This window comes from Microbacterium sp. B35-04 (assembly GCF_010634885.1).
Classification (GTDB): domain Bacteria; phylum Actinomycetota; class Actinomycetes; order Actinomycetales; family Microbacteriaceae; genus Microbacterium.
The window spans coordinates 64,200-84,572 of sequence record NZ_MWLP01000085.1 but is presented as its reverse complement, the minus strand read 5'-3'; the positions used below and the strand labels follow the sequence as shown (position 1 = coordinate 84,572).

17 protein-coding genes are annotated in these 20,373 nt (G+C 70.6%); 10 read left to right on the top strand and 7 right to left on the bottom strand.

Features of this window, described 5'->3' with window-relative positions; genetic code table 11:
• Window positions 1–43 precede the first annotated feature (43 nt).
• Complete coding sequence (locus tag B1729_RS16565; RefSeq protein WP_204259989.1) at window positions 44–325, top strand: helix-turn-helix domain-containing protein; 282 nt, start codon at window positions 44–46, stop codon at window positions 323–325.
• 58 nt (window positions 326–383) lie between these two features.
• Here the strand turns inward: B1729_RS16565 and B1729_RS16560 are convergent, their stop codons facing one another.
• Window positions 384–992: a hypothetical protein gene (locus tag B1729_RS16560; RefSeq protein ID WP_163633865.1), complete on the bottom strand. Its 609-nt coding sequence runs from the start codon at window positions 990–992 to the stop codon at window positions 384–386.
• Window positions 993–1,121: 129 nt separating this feature from the next.
• On the opposite strand from B1729_RS16560, the gene B1729_RS16555 reads away from it, so the two are divergent.
• Window positions 1,122–1,559 carry an Rv3235 family protein gene (locus B1729_RS16555; protein ID WP_163616745.1) on the top strand — a complete coding sequence of 146 codons (438 nt, stop codon included), beginning with the start codon at window positions 1,122–1,124 and terminating at the stop codon, window positions 1,557–1,559.
• Between the two features lie 81 nt (window positions 1,560–1,640).
• Here the strand turns inward: B1729_RS16555 and B1729_RS16550 are convergent, their stop codons facing one another.
• From B1729_RS16550 to secA, 3 genes are all read right to left on the bottom strand, one after another.
• Window positions 1,641–1,997 carry a hypothetical protein gene (locus tag B1729_RS16550; RefSeq protein WP_163616747.1) on the bottom strand — a complete coding sequence of 119 codons (357 nt, stop codon included), beginning with the start codon at window positions 1,995–1,997 and terminating at the stop codon, window positions 1,641–1,643.
• A gap of 114 nt (window positions 1,998–2,111) precedes the next feature.
• A complete protein-coding gene (locus tag B1729_RS16545; RefSeq protein ID WP_163616749.1) occupies window positions 2,112–3,338 on the bottom strand; it encodes a pyridoxal phosphate-dependent aminotransferase in 1,227 nt (408 codons plus the stop codon).
• Window positions 3,339–3,589: 251 nt separating this feature from the next.
• Window positions 3,590–6,424 (bottom strand): preprotein translocase subunit SecA, encoded by a 2,835-nt coding sequence (gene secA / locus B1729_RS16540; RefSeq protein ID WP_163616750.1) that lies wholly within the window; start codon window positions 6,422–6,424, stop codon window positions 3,590–3,592.
• A 232-nt stretch (window positions 6,425–6,656) separates the two neighbouring features.
• Here secA and B1729_RS16535 point away from each other — a divergent pair, with 232 nt between their 5' ends.
• The 7 genes from B1729_RS16535 (at window position 6,657) to B1729_RS16505 (ending at window position 15,985) form a co-directional block, all read left to right on the top strand.
• Window positions 6,657–7,586, top strand: coding sequence for a biotin/lipoyl-binding protein (locus tag B1729_RS16535; RefSeq protein WP_163633863.1), 930 nt, complete (start codon window positions 6,657–6,659; stop codon window positions 7,584–7,586).
• On the top strand, window positions 7,574–8,530 hold the full coding sequence (locus B1729_RS16530; protein WP_239539687.1) for an ABC transporter ATP-binding protein: 957 nt from the start codon (window positions 7,574–7,576) through the stop codon (window positions 8,528–8,530). The genes B1729_RS16535 and B1729_RS16530 overlap by 13 nt, the downstream gene beginning before the upstream one ends.
• Window positions 8,527–9,735 (top strand): ABC transporter permease, encoded by a 1,209-nt coding sequence (locus B1729_RS16525; protein ID WP_163633859.1) that lies wholly within the window; start codon window positions 8,527–8,529, stop codon window positions 9,733–9,735. Before B1729_RS16530 ends, B1729_RS16525 begins: the two co-directional genes overlap by 4 nt.
• 35 nt (window positions 9,736–9,770) lie before the next feature.
• Window positions 9,771–10,418 (top strand): PadR family transcriptional regulator, encoded by a 648-nt coding sequence (locus B1729_RS16520; RefSeq protein ID WP_163616758.1) that lies wholly within the window; start codon window positions 9,771–9,773, stop codon window positions 10,416–10,418.
• Window positions 10,415–11,170: an ABC transporter ATP-binding protein gene (locus B1729_RS16515; RefSeq protein WP_163633858.1), complete on the top strand. Its 756-nt coding sequence runs from the start codon at window positions 10,415–10,417 to the stop codon at window positions 11,168–11,170. The genes B1729_RS16520 and B1729_RS16515 overlap by 4 nt, the downstream gene beginning before the upstream one ends.
• A gap of 11 nt (window positions 11,171–11,181) precedes the next feature.
• Window positions 11,182–14,046 (top strand): FtsX-like permease family protein, encoded by a 2,865-nt coding sequence (locus B1729_RS16510; protein WP_239539686.1) that lies wholly within the window; start codon window positions 11,182–11,184, stop codon window positions 14,044–14,046.
• 169 nt (window positions 14,047–14,215) lie between these two features.
• Window positions 14,216–15,985, top strand: coding sequence for a DEAD/DEAH box helicase (locus B1729_RS16505; protein ID WP_163633887.1), 1,770 nt, complete (start codon window positions 14,216–14,218; stop codon window positions 15,983–15,985).
• Window positions 15,986–16,100: 115 nt separating this feature from the next.
• Here B1729_RS16505 and B1729_RS16500 read toward each other — a convergent pair whose 3' ends face one another.
• Entirely contained in the window at window positions 16,101–16,508 is a 408-nt protein-coding gene (locus B1729_RS16500; protein WP_163616762.1) for a hypothetical protein, read from the bottom strand.
• A gap of 211 nt (window positions 16,509–16,719) precedes the next feature.
• Here B1729_RS16500 and B1729_RS16495 point away from each other — a divergent pair, with 211 nt between their 5' ends.
• The gene (locus B1729_RS16495) at window positions 16,720–18,093 is read left to right on the top strand and encodes a hypothetical protein (protein WP_163633857.1); all 1,374 of its coding nucleotides are present in this window, start codon (window positions 16,720–16,722) and stop codon (window positions 18,091–18,093) included.
• Window positions 18,094–18,314: 221 nt separating this feature from the next.
• Here the strand turns inward: B1729_RS16495 and B1729_RS16490 are convergent, their stop codons facing one another.
• Window positions 18,315–19,544 (bottom strand): amidohydrolase family protein, encoded by a 1,230-nt coding sequence (locus B1729_RS16490; RefSeq protein ID WP_163633856.1) that lies wholly within the window; start codon window positions 19,542–19,544, stop codon window positions 18,315–18,317.
• Between the two features lie 163 nt (window positions 19,545–19,707).
• Window positions 19,708–20,367: a ribosome-associated translation inhibitor RaiA gene (raiA, locus tag B1729_RS16485; RefSeq protein ID WP_163616768.1), complete on the bottom strand. Its 660-nt coding sequence runs from the start codon at window positions 20,365–20,367 to the stop codon at window positions 19,708–19,710.
• Window positions 20,368–20,373: the final 6 nt, after the last annotated feature.

Below are 20,373 nucleotides of genomic sequence, written 5' to 3'. Positions count from 1 at the left end.
GGGCCCCGGATCCTCCTCAGGGGGGCGGGTCCATAATGGGGGCATGTCCGATGACCCGACGTCGAACGTGCGTCTGCTCGCCCCCGCTCAGGTGGGCGAGGTGCTCGGCGTCTCCGTCGACGAGGTCATGGCACTCGTGCTCGAGGGTCGCCTGCGCGGCCTTCGGGTGGGCGCTCCCGCGCGCTGGCGCGTGGAAGCGGCGAGCGTGGGCGAATACCTCGACGAGCAGGCGGAGGAGGCGCGGCGGATGGCGCTGTGGCGGCAGTCGCAGACCGCCAGCTTCCCGGAACTGTGGGGCAGCGGCTTCGTCCGCAAGCAGGACTGAGCCGACTCACCTCCCCGTGTGGCCGCCGACGCTGCCCGCGGGCGACCCGGTGGGCCGGTCAGGGCAGCGAGGGCGCCTCGTCCGCCCGGATCCAGGCGATCGAACCGAACGGCACTAGGCGGTAGCCCGCGACGGCGTCGCTCCGCCGTGGCGCCCCGGCCTCGTGCAGCGCCAGGTCCAGGTGGTCGGCGCCGGCGCGGTCGATCGTGCCGGTGAGCAGTCGCCCCGACACGAGGTGCACGGCCACTCCCGCACGGCGCCGTACGAGGTCGCGCAGCACGAACCCGAAGGTCAGCCGGTCGGCCAGCGGGGATCGAGGCGGCGCCGGTCGTGCGGTGCGCAGCAGATCGGCATGCGGCATCCCGATCGACGAGATCGCCGAGAACGGCACGATCACCGCGCCGCCGGGCCCCTCCGCCAGCGCGAGCCCCACCCAGTCCGCACCCACTCCCGTGACCACGGCGCGCACGGTCGCGCCGTCCGCGAGGTCGAACGACGCCACGGCAGGGGCGGGCGCGTCACGTGCCGTGAGCAGGGTCAGCCGCTCGGCGAGCTGCACGCGCGAGAGCCGCAGGCGCTCGGCCTCCGTGTCGAGGGCGGCGCGCTCGGCCTCCCATTCGGACGCGAGCTGATCCTCGAGGTCGTCGAAGAATCGGTCCCAGCGCACTCAGTGAGAGTAGGGCAGGCCACGGAATCGCCCGGTGAGTTATCCACAGGTGCGCCGTGCCGATTTTCCTGTGAGTTCGCCGTGTGTTCTACTGTGCGGAAGACATCCCCCCTGTCGAGATAGGAACCCATGGCAACGATGCCCGCGGGCACCGCCCGCGCACCCCACGCGTTCCGCAGTACGCAGCTCGCGGAGTTCTTCGCGCCGCAGCGGACGCCCTCCACAGCGCTCCCCGTACCGGAGCCATTTCTGCGCAACCTCACCGTCGGCGTGCTCGAGGTGTTCGCCGGAGTACGCGAAGTCGATCAGCTGGCGCGCTGGCTCACCGAGGACGCGTACCGCAAGCTCGTCGCGCGAGCGAACCTGGCGGCGAGAGCGCGCAGCGCGCGCGGCGTCGCGGCCAAGCGACCGGTGCACACGATCCTGTCGGTGCACGAGTCCTCGCCCGCCGACGGCATCATCGAAGCGGTCGTCGTCGTGCGGGGTCCCGCGCGCACGCGAGCCCTCGCGGTGCGGATCGAGGGCATGGACGGGCGCTGGCGCGCGACATCCCTCGCGCTCCTCTGAGACCGCGCACCCTCCGCCGCGGACGACGCGGCAGCTGACCCGGCGGCGGAGCCGGCCTCGACGATGCGGCCGGCCCCGCCGTCAGTCCCCCTTGTCCTTGTCGATGAGCTCGAGGAGCGACCGCAGCGCGTCGCGGATCTCATAGTGGTCGTATTGGCCGGCGCGGCTCTCGGCCGAGATCACGCCCGATCGATGCACGCGCGTGAAGTCGCCGAAGGGGAACGAGTACGCCTTCTTGGTCTCATCGTTCTCTCGTCGGTCGACCCCGAGATGCCAGTGGGAGTACTGGGTCCATCCTTCTCGCTCGATGAACGAGTTCTCCTCCTCGGCTGTGGGTGCCGCTTCCGACCAATCGTCGCGTTCGTCGCGAACGACCTTGCCGTCCCGGATGAGCGCTCGCGCGTGGCGCAGCGCCGGCTGGTTCAGTTCGATGGACATGCTGCGACGGTATGTCGGCGGCCGGCTGTCGGCGAGGCTCTTGACGGACGCCGCGGCCCGCGGCATCCTCTCCCCTGCTCATCTGCGGGTCCGCTCGCCGAGCCGACCCCATCCTCACTGCTTGTAGGACGACAGGAAGTTGCCGAGCCGCTCGATCGCCTCCGAGAGCACGCGAGCCTCCGGCAGCGTGACGATGCGCAGGTGGTCGGGAGTCGGCCAGTTGAAGCCGGTCCCCTGGACGAGCAGCACGTGCTCGGCGACGAGGAAGTCGTAGACGAGCCTGGCGTCGTCGCGGATCTCGTAGACGTTCGGATCGAGTCGCGGGAAGGCGTAGAGCGCGCCCTTCGGCTTGGAGCAGGTCACGCCGGGGATGCGCTCGAGGCCTTCCCACGCGGCATCCCGCTGCTCGTGGAGCCGGCCATCGGGGGCGATGAGCGCGTCGATCGACTGCACCCCCGACAAGGCCGCCTGCACCGCGTGCTGCGCGGGCACGTTCGGGCACAGCCGTGTCGAGGCGAGCAGCTGGATGCCCTCGAGGAAGCCCGCGGCGTGGCGCTTCGGCCCGGTGATCACAAGCCAGCCCGACCGATAGCCCGCGACCCGATAGGTCTTCGAGAGGCCGTTGAAGGTCAGGCACAGCAGGTCGGGCGCGAGCGTCGCGAGCGGGATGTGCTGGGCGTCGTCGAAGAGGATCCGGTCGTAGATCTCGTCCGAGAGGAGCAGCAGCGAGTGCTCGCGCGCGATCTCGACGATGCCCTGGAGCACCTCGCGCGTGTACACCGCGCCCGTGGGATTGTTGGGGTTGATCACGACGATCGCCTTGGTGCGCGGCGTCACCTTCGCGCGGATGTCCTCGAGATCGGGCTGCCAGTCGTCGTCGGGGTCGCAGCGGTAGTGCACCGGCGTGCCGCCCGCGAGGCTCGTCATCGCGGTCCACAGCGGGTAGTCGGGCGCCGGGATGAGGACCTCGTCGCCCTCGTCGAGCAGCGCCTGCATCGTCATCGTGATGAGCTCGGAGACGCCGTTGCCCAGGTACACGTCGTCGGGGTCGAACTGCGGGAAGCCGGCCACCTGCTCGTACCGAGAGACGACGGCGCGCCGGGCCGACATGATGCCCTTGCTGTCGCTGTAGCCGTGCGCGTGCGGGACCGCCTCGATCATGTCGCGCACGATCTGGAACGGCGCCTCGAAGCCGAACACCGCCGGATTGCCGGTGTTGAGCTTGAGGATCGTGTAGCCCTCGTCCTCCAACCGGTCGGCCTCGGCCAGTGCCTGCCCACGGATCTCATAGAGAACGTTCTGGAGCTTGCTCGACTGATCGAGGGTGCGGAGGGGACTCATCGCTTCAGGATATCCGCGGCCGGCGAGGGCCAATGAACGCCCCGTGGCTCGCGACCCAGGCGGTCGCGAGATCAGGTGATCTCACCGGCGTAGGACGATCTGCGCGAAATCGTCCTACCTCCGCGAAATCACCTGATCTGGAGGCGTGGATGCCGCGAGCCGGCGTCGAAGCGCGGCCGACGTCGACGAGGCCGGTCGTGGAGACGGGATGCCTCGGCTCGACGTCGTACGCCGTGCCGAGGCATCCTCCCTTACTTCTTGCGCTGCTCGGCGGCGCGGCGCTGGGCGCGGTTCAGCGGAGCCTGCTGCGCCGCCGGAGCGTCGGCTTCCGTGCGCTGGCCGAAGGCGCCGCGCTGCGGCTCGGCCGCGGGGGCCTGCTGCTGCGCCGGCGTGGCGGCAGCGGCCGCAGCGGCCTGACGCAGCCGCGTCGCCGCCTGCTCCACCTGCCCGCGGTCGTTGCGCACCTCGACCTCGCCGGCGTCGTTCGCCGCGGTGTACTGCAGCCGCTGGCTCTCGACGGGCTGCGCGCCGAGGCCCTTCGCCTCGACCTGGGTGACCTGCTCGGCGCCGGCTTCGCCCTGACGGCGCACCTCGACCTCGAGGTTGTAGAGGTAGCCGACCGACTCCTCCTTGATCTGCCCCATCATGGCCTGGAACATCTGGTAGCCCTCGCGCTGGTATTCGATCAGCGGGTCGCGCTGGGCCATGGCGCGCAGGCCGATGCCGTCCTTGAGGTAGTCCATCTCGTACAGGTGGTCGCGCCAGCGGCGGTCGAGCACCTGCAGCACCACGCGGCGCTCGAGCTCCCGCGTCGCCGCCTCGCCGAGGGTCGTCTGGCGATTCTCGTACGCGATGCGCGCGTCGGAGAGGATCTCGCGCTTGAGTCCTTCGGCGGTGATGCCGCCCTTGCGTCCCGCTGCCTCGGCGACCACCTCGTCGATCGTCACACCGACCGGGTAGAGCGTCTTCAGCTCGGTCCACAGCGCGTCGAAGTCCCAGTTCTCGCTGTGACCCGACCCGGTGTGGTCGTCGATGACGGTGTTGATCGCGTCTTCGATGAAATGCTGCACGCGGTCGGCGATGTCGTCGCCCTGCAGGATGTGGCGGCGGTCGGAGTAGATCGCCTCGCGCTGCCGGTTGAGGACGTCGTCGTACTTGAGGACGTTCTTGCGGATCTCGGCGTTGCGCGCCTCGACCTGACTCTGCGCGGACTTGATCGCTCGCGTCACCATGCCCGACTCGATCGCGACGTCGTCGGGGAAGTTCGTGCGGGCGATGATCGCCTCGGCGGCGCCCGACTGGAACAGCCGCATGAGGTCGTCCGTCAGCGACAGGTAGAAGCGGCTCTCGCCCGGGTCGCCCTGACGGCCGGAGCGACCGCGCAGCTGGTTGTCGATGCGGCGCGACTCATGGCGCTCGGTGCCGAGCACGTAGAGGCCGCCAGCCTCTACGACCTTGGTGGCCTCGGATGCCACGAGGTCGCGGGTCGCCTCGTAGACCGAGCCCCACGCGGCCTCGTACTCCTCCGGGGTCTCCTCCGGGTCCAGCCCCTTGGCCTTGAGCTCCTGCACCGCCAGGAACTCGGCGTTTCCGCCGAGCATGATGTCGGTGCCGCGGCCGGCCATGTTGGTCGCGACCGTCACGGAGCCCAGGCGCCCGGCGCGGGCGACGATCTCGGCCTCGCGCGCGTGGTTCTTCGCGTTCAGGACCTCGTGCTTGATGCCCTTCTTCGCGAGCAGGCGCGACAGGTACTCGCTCTTCTCGACGCTCACGGTGCCGACCAGCACCGGCTGGCCGGACTCGTGGCGGCGCGCGATGTCTTCGACGACCTGGGCGAACTTCGCCGTCTCGTTCTTGTAGACGAGGTCGGCCTGATCCTTGCGGATCATCGGCTTGTTCGTCGGGATCGGCACGACGCCCAGCTGGTACGTCGACATGAACTCGGCCGCCTCGGTCTCGGCGGTACCGGTCATGCCGGCGAGCTTGTCGTACAGGCGGAAGTAGTTCTGCAGCGTGACCGTGGCGAGCGTCTGGTTCTCGGCCTTGACCGGCACGGCCTCCTTGGCCTCGATCGCCTGGTGGATGCCCTCGTTGTAGCGGCGGCCGACCAGGATGCGGCCGGTGTGCTCGTCGACGATCATGACCTCGTCGTTCATCACGACGTAGTCGGTGTCGCGCTTGAAGAGCGCGAGCGCCTTGATCGAGTTGTTCAGGAACGAGATGAGCGGGGTGTTCGCCGACTCGTAGAGGTTGTCGATGCCGAGGTAGTCCTCGACCTTCTCGATGCCGGGCTCGAGGACGCCGATGGTGCGCTTCTTCTCGTCGACCTCGTAGTCGACGCCCGCCTCGAGGGTCTTGGCGATCTTCGCGAACTCGACGAACCAGCGGTTCGCCTCGCCCGACGACGGACCCGAGATGATGAGCGGGGTGCGGGCCTCGTCGATGAGGATCGAGTCGACCTCGTCGACGATCGCGTAGAAGTGGCCGCGCTGCACGAGGTCTTCCTTGCGCCACGCCATGTTGTCGCGCAGGTAGTCGAAGCCGAACTCGTTGTTCGTGCCGTACGTGATGTCGGAGTTGTACTGCTCACGCCGCACTTCGGGCGTCTGCCCGGCGACGATCGTGCCGGTGGTCATGCCGAGCGCGCGATAGATGCGGCCCATGAGCTCGGACTGGTACGACGCGAGATAGTCGTTGACGGTGATGACGTGGACGCCCTGGCCCGCGATCGCGTTGAGGTAGACGGGGAAGGCGCCGGTGAGCGTCTTGCCCTCACCGGTCTTCATCTCGGCGATGTTGCCGAGGTGCAGGGCCGCGCCGCCCATGATCTGCACGTCGTAGGCGCGCTGGCCCAGTGTGCGCTTGGCCGCCTCGCGGACCGCGGCGAACGCCTCGGGCATGAGCTGGTCGAGTGTCTCGCCGGCCTGATAGCGGGCCCGCAGCTCGGCGGTCTCGCCCCGGAGCTCTTCGTCGGTGAGGTGCTCGTAGTCCTCTTCCAGGGCGCCGACGGCCTTCACGACCTGCTGGAGCCGCCGGAGGATGCGACCCTCACCGGCGCGAAGCAGTTTCTCGAGGGGGTTGGCCACGGAGTGTCTCCATCTTCAAGCTTCGGGGTGCGGCTGCAACGCCGCCGACGCTGCCCGGGCGCATGGCCCCAGGCATACCTGCCTATGTTATCCACCCGTGACCTTGGTGTGCGCTGGGTGTGGAGTCGTCCCCGCCGCGCGACGCGCGGGAAACCCGTCGATGTCATTGCATTCCGGGTATGCATATACTCGGTGACTACATACTGGGTATGCCCTGACCGAAAGGTACGACATGGTTGTCTGGCGGCGATGGATCTTCCCGATCCTGATGGTGGTCATCCTCGGGGCGGCAGCAGCCGCCCTCGTGAAGATCGCGTTCTTCCCGGATGCCGCACCGGCCGCCGCCGTCAGCCCCTCCGCGCAGATCGCCGATCCCGTGGTGGCCGTGGAGCGCGCCGAGGTCGCCAATGCGCTGAGCCTGCCGGGAACGATCGCGCGGGATGCCGCCTACCCGCTCCGCTCCGAGATCGACGGGACGGTCACCGCCGTGCATGTCGCCAACGGCCAGGCGGTCGTCGCCGGACAGAAGCTGTTCACCATCAAGCAGGCCGACCCCGTGAAGAACGTCGACGTCGTCGCGGCCGAGGCGGGAGATGTGAGCGAGCTCGCCGTCGTCAAGGGTCAGCCCGCGTCGATCGGGGGTGAGCTGGCGAAGCTGACGCCGGCGCGCTATCACGTGCAGGCCACGGTCGAGCCGGTGCAGCTGTACCGCCTGCAAGGAGCGCCCGCCGAGGGGTCGGTGACGATCCAGGGCGGCCCCGCGCCGTTCACCTGCACCGGGCTGAGGGTCGAGGTCGCCGAGGACGGCACCACGACCGTGACGTGCGCGGTACCCGGCGACCAGACGGTGTTCGCGGGACTCCAGACGCAGCTCGACATCGACCTCGGCACCGTGTCGGACGTGCTGGTCGTCCCGACGACCGCGGTGAAGGGCGGGGACGGCACCGGAGTCGTGTGGGTGGATGCCGGCGCGGGCGAAATGGAGGAGCGGGATGTCGCGCTCGGCGTGAACGACGGCACCATCGTCGAAGTCACGAGCGGCCTGCAGGAGGGCGAGGAGGTGCGCCAGTACGTTCCCGGGATCGCCGCCGACGACGAACCGGTCTGCTATGACGACGGCATGGGCGGCGAGTACTGCGAGCCGCAGGGATGGAACTGGTGAGCCTCGTCCGGCTCGAGGGGGTCGCCAAGCATGTGATCCTGCCCGACGACACGCGCCTCGACATCCTCCGCGGCATCGACCTCGAGATCGCGGCGGGCGATCACGTGGCCATCGTCGGACGCAGCGGCTCGGGCAAGTCCACCCTGCTCAACCTGATGGGCATGCTCGACGCCCCCTCGGAGGGCAGTGTCGCGTTCCGCGGCGAGCCGGTGCGGCGCATGCGCAAGGCCCGGCTCGACCGGCTGCGCGGACGCAACGTCGGTTTCGTCTTCCAGCAGTTCAACCTGCTCGCCGGGCGTACCGCGCTCGAGAACGTGATGATGCCGCTCGGGTACGCCCGCGGACGCGACTTCTGGACGCGCCGCACGGCGGCGACCCGCATGCTCGAGCGCGTCGGACTCGGCCACCGCATCGAGTCCACCCCGGAGCAGCTCTCCGGCGGCGAGCAGCAGCGCGTCGCCATCGCACGGGCACTTGTGCGCCGGCCGGCGCTCATCCTGGCGGACGAGCCCACGGGCGCGCTCGACGTCGAGACCGGGGCATCCGTGATGTCTCTGCTCGACGAGATCGCCTCCGAGGCCGACGCTGCGCTGGTCACGATCACCCACGACCTGAACGTCGCCGCCCGCGCCCGCCGCCACTACCGCCTGGACGCCGGCGTGCTCACCGCCTTCGCGCTCGACGTGCCCGCCAACGCGGCCGCGGCAGACGCGTCGGGGCTCGCCGCCAGCGTCGAGGAGGTGCCGGTCCCGGGCAGCGCCGAGCCGGTGCCCGACGGCCCCGGACCTGACCCCGTCGCGGACACCGAGCCCGATTCCGGCGGCCACGCTGATCCGGCTCCCGTCCCCGACGCCGAGCCTGATGCCGTCGCCGACACCGAGCCCGACGGCGCCGAGCCCCAGCCCGCCGCCAAGGCGGCCGACCCCCTCGAGGTGGCGTCGTGAGCGGCCTGGTCGGCGCGCTGGGCGAGGCGTGGTCCGAGATCCGTCATCACAAGCTGCGCGTGCTGCTGAGCCTCATCGGCATCGCGGTGTCGGTCGGGGCGATCACCGCGGTGGTCGCGCTCAGCGAGTACCAGCAGCAGCAGATGACGGAGCAGTCCGACCGGTTCGGCGGGCGCCCGGCGACGATCCAGTTCATGGCGAACAGCACCGACGGCGCGCCGATGGACTGGGAGGAGTTCGGGGCGCACGTCGACCGGGTGGTCGAGAGATACGAGTTCTCTCATTTCACGCGGATCGTCGATCCCGTCATGCTCCCGGTCCAGACTCCGGAGCAGGTGCGACAGGTGTCGACGCGTCTCGTCGACCCGGCCTATCCGGTGATCCACCGCACGCCGCTCCTCGAGGGGCGCTGGTTCACCGAGGCTGACGCCGACCTCGCCTCTCCCCCGGTCGTCATCACCGAGGCGCTGTGGAACGTGTACGGCAGCCCTGCGCTCGCCACGGGCTTCGCGCTGCAGCTCCAGGGCGACGTGGGCGGGTCGTACACCGTGGTCGGCGTGACGCCGCGGGAGTACATCGGCGACGAGGACAAGCACGTGACGATGCTGTTCGGCGACTACACCGAGCGCCGCGGCATCCTTCCTCCCGACATGGCGGTCATGTGGGAGGCGTGGGTGCCCGAAGACATGGCGGCGGATATCGGCCCGGCGCTCGCCGCCGACCTCCGCGCGGGTCTCGACGGAATCGACGTCATGGTGAGCCGCACCGACTGGGCGTCGCGACCGGATCAGGCCCAGTACGCCCAGACGTTCGAGCTGGTCACCGGCGGGATCGCGGGGCTCGTGCTGCTGCTGGGTGGCCTCGGGCTCGTCAACATCCAGCTCGTCGCCATGCGCCAGCGCATCCGCGAGATCGGCGTGCGGCGCAGTTTCGGGGCGACGGGAAGCCGAATCTTCTCGTCGGTCATGCTCGAGTCGGTCGTGGCGACTGCGGTCGCCGGCATCGTCGGCATCGCGATCGCCGTCGCGATCCTCAAGGCTCCGTTCGTCCTCGACATGTTCCAGGGGATGCAGGACATCCCGCCGTTCCCGATGCGTGCCGCCGTCATCGGTCTCGTTGCCGCCGTCGCGATCGGCGCCCTCGCCGGATTCATCCCCGCCCTCGTCGCCGTCCGCTCGAACGTGATCGACGCGCTGCGCTTCTAGCCGAGGCGCCGACGCTCCATCCCGAAGGAGAACCCATGTCCGTTCGTCAGAGTCTGCTCGCCATCCTCGATCAAGGGCCGTGCTACGGCTACCAGCTGCGCGCGGAGTTCGACCGCCGCACCGGCTCGACGTGGCCGCTCAACGTCGGCCAGATCTACAACACGCTCGACCGCCTCGAACGCGACGGGCTGGTCGAGAAGGGCGACATCGACGAGCATGGTCACGTCTACTGGGAGATCACGGATGCCGGGGCCGACGAGGTGAGGTCGTGGCTGGCCTCGCCGGTCCAGCGCGGGCACGGCACGCGCGACGAGCTGGCGATCAAGCTGGCTGTGGCGGCGACTCTGCCGGGGGTCGACGTGGCGGACATCGTCCAGACGCAGCGCCGCGCGTCGCTGGCGCAGCTGCAGGAGCTGAACCGCGCGAAGTACGCCGGTGCCAATCCGGACGGCCCGGAGGAGCTCGCCTGGTCGCTCGTGGTCGACTCGATGATCTTCGCCGCCGAGGCCGAGGTGCGGTGGCTGGATCACTCCGAGCAGCGCCTGGCGCTGCATCCCGATCACGCCATGACCCTGGAGCTGTCGACCGACAAGCCCAAGCGCGGACGCCCCGCCAAGGAGCCCGCGGTCGTCGGGCGAGCGAAGCGGGACGACACGCCCACGGCCACGGGCGCGGGGCGATGACCGCCGTCCGACCGGTTGCTGAGCCTGTCGAAGCGCAGGCTCCGGTGCTGCGCCTGGTCGGCGTGACGCAGCAGTACGGCACCGGCGCGACCGCGGTCTCGGCGCTGTCGGGCGTCGACTTCGAGGTGCAGCCGGGCGAGCTCGTCGCCGTGATGGGACCCTCCGGCTCGGGCAAGTCGACCCTGCTCACGATCGCCGGCGGGCTCGCGATGCCGACGACGGGCGAGGTCGTGATCGAAGGGGCCTACCTCAGCGAGCAGTCGCCGCGGGAGCTCGCCCGGCTGAGGCGGCGGTCGCTGGGCTTCGTCTTCCAGGACTTCAACCTCATCCCGACGCTCACGGCGCTGGAAAACGTGACGCTCCCCCTCGAGCTCGACGGCTTCCGCCTGCGCGTCGCCCGCCGCGCCGGCCGCGACGCGCTGGCCTCGGTGGGGCTCGAAGCCAAGGCGGACGCGTACCCCGACGACCTGTCGGGCGGTCAGCAGCAGCGCGTCGCGATCGCGCGCGCCGTCGTCGGCGGGCGGCGGCTGATCCTCGCCGACGAACCGACCGGCGCACTCGACTCGATCACGGGCGAGATGGTGCTGAAGGTGCTGCGTGCGCGAGTGGATGCCGGAGCCGCCGGCATCCTCGTCACGCACGAAGCCCGGCATGCCGCCTTCGCCGACCGCATCGTGTTCCTGCGCGACGGGCGGATCATCGACGAGTCGCGCCGCCCGGACGCCGAGACACTGCTGTCGGGGGTGCGGTGACGGACGGCCCGATGACCGCGGTGCTCGACGCGCCGAAGGTGAGCGGCACGCAGGCACGGCCGGTCACCGCGACCCTCGGCTCAGCCGCCAGCCGGTGGCGCGTGGCGATCCGGCTCGCGCGCCGGCAGGTAGGCCGCACCAAGCTGTCGAGCCTGCTCGTCGTGACGCTCGTGGCGCTTCCCATCGCGGCGATGACCGCTTACGGCATCTTCGCGGCGAGCACCCTCGGCACGCCCGCAGACCGGGTGCGGGCCGAACTGGGTGAGATGCAGGCGTGGATCACCCCCGCGGGCGTCGCGGGCGAGGGGTTCTGGCAGGCGCCCACCCAGCCGCAGTGGACCGGATATCCGGCGGGCGCCGACGGCAGCTGGGAGGTGCCCGACGGCGCGATCCCCGACGATCCGATGGCCGCGCTGCCGGCGGGCACCGAGACGATCCTGCTCACGAGCGCCAGTGCGCGCATCGAGACACGCGCCGGACTGGGCCTCGTTGCGGCGTGGACGGGCGACGCCTGGGATCCCCGTTTCTCCGGCGCGTTCGACCTCGTCGAGGGCGAGCGTCCGACCAACGCCACCGAGGCGATGGTGACCCCGGCGACCCTCGAGCGGCTGGGCGTCCTGATCGGCGGAGATCTGACCCTCGCCGACGGCGCCGGCACCTTCGAGATCGTCGGAACACTGGATGCCGCGATCCTGCCCGATGCCGCCGGCGCGGTGTTTCTGCCGGGCACCGCCGAACTGCGCGGCGTGATCGGCGGCGAACGAAGGTGGTACCTGCCCGAGCCCGCGCTGTCGTGGGCGGACGTGCAGACGCTCAACGAAGAGGGCGTCGTCGCCTACTCGCGTGCCGTCGTGCTCGATCCGCCGACCGCGCTGCGTGAAGAGGTGCGCGGCTCGGTGCTCGACCAGTGGGCGAACGTCTGGCCGACCGTGCTCGTGGTGTCGGCCGGCGGCCTGTTCGCCGCGTATGTGGTCGTCATGCTGGCCGGCGCCGCCTTCGCGGTCGCGGCGCGCCGTCAGCAGCGGTCGCTCGCCGTGGCCGCGAGCGTCGGGGCGAATCGCGGCGACCTGTCGCGGATCGTCCTCCTTCAGGGCACGACCCTCGGCGCGCTCGGGGGCGTGACGGGACTGATCCTCGGCGTCGGAGTGGCCGCGCTCGTCGTCGCCGTCACGGCGGACGGCAGCGCCACGCAGTACTGGGGCTTCCACGTGCCCTGGCCGGGCCTGGCTGCGATCTTCGTGTTCGCGGTGGTGGTCGGCACCGCGGCCGCTCTGGGGCCGTCGCGCACGGTCGCGCGCACCGACCCGCTGCGTGCGCTGCGGGGCGCCCGCCGCCCGCAGAAGCCGGGAGTGGCGCGGCCGGTGTGGGGATCCATCGTGCTGCTCGTCGGCGTCGCGACGACGATCGTGTGCGCCTTCGTCGTCGCTGCCGTGAACGTGTCCGACCTCACCGGCGATTCCCCGCTGCGGTACATCCCCGCCCTGGGCATCGTCGTCGGTCCGATCCTCACCCAGGTGGGCATTCTCATGTCGGGCGGCTGGCTCCTGTGGACGACGTCCCGCCTCCTCTCGCGCGTCGGGCTTGCGGCGAGGATCGCGTCGCGGGATGCCGCGGCCAACGCGGGCCGCACGGTGCCGGCATTCGCGGCCATCGCGGCGACGGTGTTCATCGGGGTGTTCGCGGTCGGGCAGTCTTCGATGCAGACGGCTCAGAATGCCCGCACCTGGTACTACGCCGCCCCGCTCGGGAGTCTCTCGATCAGCATCTGGCCGGGTGCCGCCAGCACGATGGGGGTGGTCGACCCGGATGCTGCCCGCACCGGTGCGGCCGCCGCGGTGGACGTGGCGGAAGACGCGGGCGCGACCGACGTCGCCGTCGTCGCACGACAGTCGCCGACCCACTGGAACTACGGCTCGCCCGCGGAGGTTCCGGACGAGCTCACCCTCGCGATCGCGCTGCTTCCGCCGGAGCACCTGCTCGACCCTGAGGTGGACGACAGCTACACCTCGAACGGCCAGGATCCCGACAATCCGCTCTCGGTCGTGCGACCCGACGACCTCGAGACGGTGCTCGGCGTCACGCTGACCGCCGGCCAGCGCGCCGCCTACCGCGACGGCGCGGCGATCGTCGCGGACCGCCGTTTCGTCACCGACGGCGAGATCTCCATCGCGGCGTGGTCCGGCGGCGACCTGATCGACGGGATGCCGAGCAATGTGTGGATCCCCTGGACCGGTCAGCGGATCGCCGACCCCATATGGGAGGAGCGGGTGGACGCGATCCTCGTCGACGCCCCGCTGCAGCCGACCGCGATCGCCATCGCCCCGACGACGGCCGACCGGCTGGGCATCGCCGCTTTCCCCGAGCGCGTGATCGCCACCGTCGAGGCGCCGCCATCGACGGAGGGGCGCGATCGCCTGCAGGCGCAGCTGGAGCTTGCGAGCGGTGACGATTTCACGCTGTCGTACAGCTTCGAGGCAGGGCCGCCGAGCGACGCCACTTGGATGGTCCCTCTGCTGTCGGTCGTCGGCGTCCTCGTGCTCGGAGCCAGCGCCGTGGCGCTGGGTCTCGCCCGCTTCGAGCGCCGGCCCGACGACGCGACCCTCGCCGCGGTCGGCGGTACGCCGGTGCTGCGCCGGAACATCGGATTCTGGCAGGGCCTCATCATCGCCGGCTTCGGCACGATGGCAGGCGCCATCGCCGGCATCCTTCCGCCGATCGGCTTCGCGATCCAGTCGCGGGGTGCGCTCGTGCTCAGCGACATCCCGTGGCAGTTCCTGGTGATGTTCTGTCTCGGCCTGTCGCTCGCGATCGCACTCGTCAACTGGCTCGTGCCGCCGCGGCGCCCCGACCTCACCCGCCGCACGGCGATCACTTGACGGGGTGCGCTCCACGCTCGCACGGCGACGGCGGATGCCGGGCCTCCAGGCCACCCAGATCACCTGATGGTGCGGCATCCTGTCGCCTCACAGGCGTGTCCCGCTACGCTTAACTGTGCACACGAACGCCGACCAGATCGAAGACGAGGCTCAGACCGAGCCCGCAGCGATGACCTTCTCCGACCTCGGGCTGAGCCAGCCCGTCCTCAAGGCGCTGAAGGGCATCGGCTACGAGACTCCCTCGGCGATCCAGGCGGCGACCATCCCGACGCTGCTGGGCGGCCGCGATGTGGTGGGCATGGCACAGACCGGAACGGGCAAGACCGCCGCGTTCGCGCTGCCGATCATCGATCGCCTCGACCTGTCGCAGAAGACCCCGCAGGCCCTCGTGCTCGCCCCCACACGCGAGCTCGCGCTGCAGGTGTGCGAGGCGTTCGAGAAGTACGCCGGCCACCTGAAGGACGTGCACGTCCTCCCCGTCTACGGCGGCCAGGGCTACGGCGTGCAGCTGTCGGCGCTCCGACGCGGCGTGCACATCGTCGTCGGAACGCCCGGCCGCATCATCGACCATCTCGAGAAGGGCACCCTCGACCTCTCTGCGCTCCAGTACCTGGTGCTCGATGAGGCGGACGAGATGCTCAAGATGGGCTTCGCAGAGGACGTCGAGACCATCCTCGCCGAGACCCCCGCCACCAAGCAGGTCGCGCTGTTCTCGGCGACCATGCCGGCTCAGATCCGACGGATCGCGTCGCAGTACCTTCGCGACCCCGAAGAGATCACGGTCAAGTCCAAGACCCAGACCTCGGCGAACATCTCGCAGCGCTACCTCATCACCGCCTGGCAGCAGAAGATGGACGCCCTCACGCGCATCCTCGAGGTCGAGAACTTCGACGGCATGATCGTCTTCGGCCGCACGCGCAGCGTCACCGAGGAGATCGCCGAGAAGCTCCGCGCACGCGGCTACTCCGCCGCCGCGATCAACGGCGACATCGCCCAGCCGCAGCGCGAGAAGACGGTGAACCAGCTGAAGTCGGGCAAGCTCGACATCCTGGTCGCGACCGACGTCGCCGCTCGCGGCCTCGACGTCGAGCGCGTCTCACACGTCGTGAACTACGACATCCCGACGGATGCCGAGTCCTACGTCCACCGCATCGGCCGCACCGGTCGCGCCGGCCGCACCGGCGACGCCATCAGCTTCGTCACGCCGCGCGAGCGCGGCCTGGTCAAGATGATCGAGCGCGCCACCCGTCAGCAGCTCACCGAGATCCCGCTGCCGAGCGTGGACGAGGTCAACGTGACCCGCCTCTCGCGCTTCGACGACCGCATCACCGCGGCCCTCGGCGAGGCCGAGCGCATCGAGGCGTTCCGCGACATCGTCGCCCACTACGTCCGCAACCACGACGTGCCCGAGGCCGACGTGGCCGCGGCCCTCGCCGTCGTCGCGCAGGGCGACACCCCGCTGCTCCTCGAGCCCGACGCCGCGCCCGCCGCACGAGAGCGCACCGAGCGCCCCGATCGCGGCGACCGTCCGGAGCGCGGCGAGCGCCGCGCCCCGCGCGAGGGATTCGCGACCTACCGGATCGCCGTCGGCAAGCGTCAGCGCGTCGAGCCCCGCCAGATCGTGGGCGCGCTCGCGAACGAGGGCGGCCTCCGCCGCGATGACTTCGGCGCGATCAAGATCATGCCTGACTTCTCGCTGGTCGAGCTCCCTGCGAACCTGCCGCGCGAGGCTCTGGACCGGCTTGCAGACACCCGCATCTCGGGGCAGCTCATCGAGCTGCGTCCCGACAGCGGACGCCCCCAGCGCCGGACCGACGGAGCATCCCGCCCCCGCGACGACCGGGGCTCGAGCGGCCGCGGCTACGGCGACTCGGCGGCACGCGGCTCGTACGACGACCGTCCGGCGCGCAAGCCCCGGCACAAGCGCACCGACGGCTGAGGCATCCGTCGTCCTCCCCCGTACGTGACGGCGGATCGGGCGCCGTGCGCGACAGCGCGCGCAAGGCGGGCGGGCGGGACCACCATGGCCCCGCCCGCCTTCCGCGTCCGCGATGTCAGATGTCGCCGCGCACCGTGAGGAAGATGTTGATCAGGTCGTCCTCGAACGCGTGGAAATAGTGATCGATGCCCTTCCCGTCGGTCGAGTGCGACTCCGGCGCATTGCCCTTGGGCAGGGTGTCGCGGGCGAACGTCGTGAGTGACGTCGGGATGCCCCGTGCCGCGGTCATCTCCACGGCCTCCTGCACCTGCTCGGGCGTGAGCGCCTCCCCTCCGAGGAATTCGTGCGCGCCCACGAACAGCTCCGAGATGTCGAGCGTCACCCAGTTCTTCGAGTGGCTGGCGCCCGCGTTGCCCTCGTCGGAGCGGTGCGGGATGTAGCACTCGTGCGCCGATGCGACGCCCGCGCCGGCGAAGACGAGCGCGGCACTCAGGGCCGTGGCCCCGATGATCTTGCGGATCATGGTGTTTCCGTTTCTCCCCGGGGCGCATGGACACGCCCCACCCGGTTGCGAGAGCATGCTCGGCGCCCTCCTGATACAACGAGCCGGGACGGATGCCGCAGCCGTCGCCGGACGCCGCCCGATGCCGCTTCCGCCCACGCTGTGCGCGAACATCCCACTCCGCGGCCCCCGCGCTTCAGGTTGCTCCCAGCGGCGCCCGTAGGATCGATCCATGGCCGGATTCTGGGGCAAACGCAAGCGCGAGCAGGAAGAGCTGAACACGCAGGACGCCGATCTGGCGCGCCGGGCGCAGCAGGCGCTGGTAGCTGCGGACGAGCGCCTGCGACTCACCACCGACGAGCTCGCCTTCGCCGAGGCCGAACTCGGCGCCGGTCCCACGTCGGATCTCCGCGAGGCGGTGGCGGCGGTGCGCACCCACCTGCAGGAGGCGTTCCACCTGCACCAGCTGAACCACGACGAGATCCCCGACACCCCCGAAGAGCTCCGGACGCGCAACGCGCGCATCGCGCAGCTCTGCGAGTGGGCCGAGGATCTGCTCGACGACCGCACCGAGACGCTCGCGGCGCAGATCGAGCGGGCGCGTCGCGCTCCCGAGATCATCGCGCGGGTCCGTGCGGATGCCGCGCGGCTGCGATTGCGTCTTCCGGATGCCCGCTCGACCGTCGAGCGCCTGGCGGTCCGCTACTCGTCGCACGCTCTCGCTCAGATCGACGCGAACCCGGCGGAGGCCGAGCAGCTGCTCGGCTTCGCCGAGCACAGCGCCGGCGTGGCGGAGCGGCGCCGTGAGGCTGGGCAGCGCGAGCAGGCGAACATGGCCCTCGAGGCCGCCACCGAGTCGGTGCGCCGGGCCGAGACGCTGCTCGACGCCGTCGAGACGTTCGAGGTCGAGGCGCTGCGCGCCGAATCGACGCTCGCCGCCATCGTCGAGGACTCGCGCGGCGACCTCGTGGTCGCCCTCAGAGAGCCGCAGACCCCCGCCGTCAGCGCCGCGATCAGCGAGCTCCAGGCCGCCCTCGCCGCGCTGCCGGCGGCAGGGGTGAACACCGATCCGTTCGAGCAGCTGACCCTCCTGCGAGAGGCGAATGCCGGACTGGACGCCGCGATCGCCAAGGCCCGCGAGCGCGCCGCGCGCCCGATTCCTCCGCTCGAGCACGTCCGGCACGCGATCGACGACGCCGACCGGCAGCTCGCCGTGTCGCGCGACGTGATCGCCGGGCACCGGGGCTGGATCGGGGCCGATGCCCGCACCCGCTTCGCCGAGGCTGAGCGCGTTCGTCTCGACCTCGATCGCTACCTCGGCGCCTCGGCCGCCGCAGTCACGACGATCGACGAAGACCACCGGGAGCAGGCGTTCGCCATGGCCCGCCGCGCGGCGTTCCTCGCAAGCGAAGCACTGCAGCTGGCCCAGCGCGACATCGACGCCGCCCGCCCGCAGCCTGAGCAGTGGGGTGCGCCGGGCTACGGTCAGCAGGGCTACGGTCAGCAGGGCTGGGGCGGCGGTCGCCGGGGCGGCGGGAGCGACCTCATGGGCGGCATCCTCGGCGGTCTGGTGATCGGCAGCCTCCTCGACGGCTTCATCGACTGACGCCGGCCGACGGCGCCGCTGCTCTGAGGCGCTGCCATCGTGTGCGTGGGTCCACCGCGTCCTGCCCTGATGCGAAAAGCATGGTCGGTCACGGCGACACGCCGGGCCACGGCATCCGTCCTCGGCGTGTCCGGTGACCAGCCCTTGGTCTGCAGCCCCACTGACTGAGGGGAACCCGCCGCGCCTGCGCGGCGCAACGCTCCCCGGTGACGACTGGGCTCTCAGATGGCGACGACGCGCAGGCCGTCGGCCACGACCCGGCCGTCGTGGAGGACGGTGCGGTCGGCACCGCGGTCCATCACGGCGCTCGTCGGGGTCTCGCCGTCGACGAGCACGAGGTCGGCGCGGTCGCCGACGGTGACGCCGGGACGATCGCCGACGCCCGTCACGCGCGGCGAGGCATTGCTCATGATCGACGCCCCACCCATCGTGGCGACCGCGAGCGCGAGTTCGATGTGGTCATCTCGACGGAAGCCGTTGACGAACGCGAGCTGCCATGTGCGGTCGAGCATGTCGCAGTTGCCGTAGGGGCTCCAGTAGTCGCGTTGGCCGTCCTCCCCGAGGCCCACCCGCACCCCGGCCTCGATCAGGTCGACCAGGCGCAGGTGCCCCGTCGTGGAGGGGGCGATGGTGGCCATTGCGACATCCAGCTCGGCGAACTCGTCGATGAGGCGTCGGCTCACGGCGTCCGACACCGAGCCGAGGTCGTAGGCGTGTGAGATCGTGACCTTGCCCTGCATGCCGAGCGCACGCGTGCGCTCGAGCACGAGCTCAGTGCTGAAGACGCCGAGGGCACCCGGCTCGTGCAGGTGGATGTCGACCTCGATCTGGTACTTCTCGGCCAGCCCGAACACGATGTCGAGGTGCCTGACGGGGTCCCGGTCGAGTTGGCTCGGATCGATGCCGCCCATGACATCGGCACCCTGCTTGAGTGACTCCTCGAGGTAGTCGACCGTGCCGGCTTCGCGCAGGATGCCGGCCTGCGGGAACGTCATGATCTGCACATCGGCGTGGCCGCGGAACTTCTCCTTCGCGGCCAGCACCGAGTCGAACTTCTCGAGCTTGCAGTCGACGTCGACCTGCGCGTACGTGCGCACACGCGTCGTGCCCTTCGCGATCATCTGCTCGAGCGTGCCCGCGACGATCTCGGCGTGCGGCACGTCGGTGTGGCGCCAGTTGTCCCGGTCGTTGAGCATCATCCCCCACACCCCCGGCGCTCGCCCATTCTCGCCAACGGCACTGTGCGGGCGGAAGGGGAGGCCGATGCGCGAGGAGTCGAGGTGCACGTGCACGTCGCTGAACGACGGGAGCGCCAGGCGTCCCCGCCCGTCGACGTCGTCCGCCGCCGGTGCCGTCGCCGCGTCGTGAGGCGCGATCGCGGCGATGCGGCCGCCTTCGATGACGATGTCGGCGACGTCAGCGCCCCACGGGCGCACGTTGCGGATGATCACGGGGAGTCCTTCCGGAGGGGGATGCCGCCGGCCGCGGCGCGGCCGGGAGCCTGGTCCGCGCACCGACAGCGCGAGGGGTGCGACCGAACCGGCCGCACCCCTACATTCTCCGCCAGGTCGTTCGCTCCTCAGCGCACCGCCGGCTGGACGGATCGGCGCCGGCTCAGGAGGCCAGCTCCTCCGGCTGCGCCTGCGTGGTCAGCGAGATCACACCGTAGTCCCAGCCCTTGCGGCGGTACACGACACTCGGGTGGTCGCTGCGGGCGTCGATGAAGAGGAAGAAGTCGTGCCCGACCAGCTCCATGCGGTCGACGGCCTCCTCCACCGACATCCATTCGGGGTGGAACTCCTTCGTCCGGATGACGACCGGCGTATAGCCCTCTTCCTCTTCGTTGCCGGTGACGATCGGGATCTCGCCGGTCGCGACGGCACGGAGCACGTCGACGGACGCCGGCTGCAGATCGATCCCCTGGATTGCGCCGCTGCCCTTCTCGAACTTGGCTCCGCGAGGATGGTTGCGCGCGTCGACGCGCTTGTCCTTCGCACGACGCAGCTGCTCGCACAACTTGTCGACCGCGAGGTCCAGAGCGGTGAACTTGTCGCCGTCCGTCGCCTCGGCCCTGATCACGGGGCCCTTGCCGTTGACGGTGAGCTCCACTGTCTCGTCTTCGACACGGCCGTTGTGATAGGCGCGGTGCGTGACCTTGACATCCACGCGTTGCGCGCGGGGGGCGAGATTCTCGATGCGGGCGGCCTTCTCTTCGACGACCCCGCGGAAGCGATCCGTGATCCCCACTCCCACGCCGACGATGCTGGTTTCCATCCCTGC

What these genes read in the sequence shown, in the direction of transcription:
- B1729_RS16555 (WP_163616745.1), top strand. Translation starts at nt 1,122, where the DNA reads ATGGCAACGATGCCCGCGGGCACCGCCCGCGCACCCCACGCGTTCCGC.
- B1729_RS16545 (WP_163616749.1), bottom strand. Translation starts at nt 3,338, where the DNA reads ATGAGTCCCCTCCGCACCCTCGATCAGTCGAGCAAGCTCCAGAACGTT.
- B1729_RS16515 (WP_163633858.1), top strand. Translation starts at nt 10,415, where the DNA reads ATGACCGCCGTCCGACCGGTTGCTGAGCCTGTCGAAGCGCAGGCTCCG.
- B1729_RS16520 (WP_163616758.1), top strand. Translation starts at nt 9,771, where the DNA reads ATGTCCGTTCGTCAGAGTCTGCTCGCCATCCTCGATCAAGGGCCGTGC.
- B1729_RS16505 (WP_163633887.1), top strand. Translation starts at nt 14,216, where the DNA reads ATGACCTTCTCCGACCTCGGGCTGAGCCAGCCCGTCCTCAAGGCGCTG.
- B1729_RS16510 (WP_239539686.1), top strand. Translation starts at nt 11,182, where the DNA reads ATGACCGCGGTGCTCGACGCGCCGAAGGTGAGCGGCACGCAGGCACGG.
- B1729_RS16550 (WP_163616747.1), bottom strand. Translation starts at nt 1,997, where the DNA reads ATGTCCATCGAACTGAACCAGCCGGCGCTGCGCCACGCGCGAGCGCTC.
- raiA (WP_163616768.1), bottom strand. Translation starts at nt 20,367, where the DNA reads ATGGAAACCAGCATCGTCGGCGTGGGAGTGGGGATCACGGATCGCTTC.
- B1729_RS16565 (WP_204259989.1), top strand. Translation starts at nt 44, where the DNA reads ATGTCCGATGACCCGACGTCGAACGTGCGTCTGCTCGCCCCCGCTCAG.
- B1729_RS16500 (WP_163616762.1), bottom strand. Translation starts at nt 16,508, where the DNA reads ATGATCCGCAAGATCATCGGGGCCACGGCCCTGAGTGCCGCGCTCGTC.
- B1729_RS16530 (WP_239539687.1), top strand. Translation starts at nt 7,574, where the DNA reads ATGGAACTGGTGAGCCTCGTCCGGCTCGAGGGGGTCGCCAAGCATGTG.
- B1729_RS16495 (WP_163633857.1), top strand. Translation starts at nt 16,720, where the DNA reads ATGGCCGGATTCTGGGGCAAACGCAAGCGCGAGCAGGAAGAGCTGAAC.
- B1729_RS16535 (WP_163633863.1), top strand. Translation starts at nt 6,657, where the DNA reads ATGGTTGTCTGGCGGCGATGGATCTTCCCGATCCTGATGGTGGTCATC.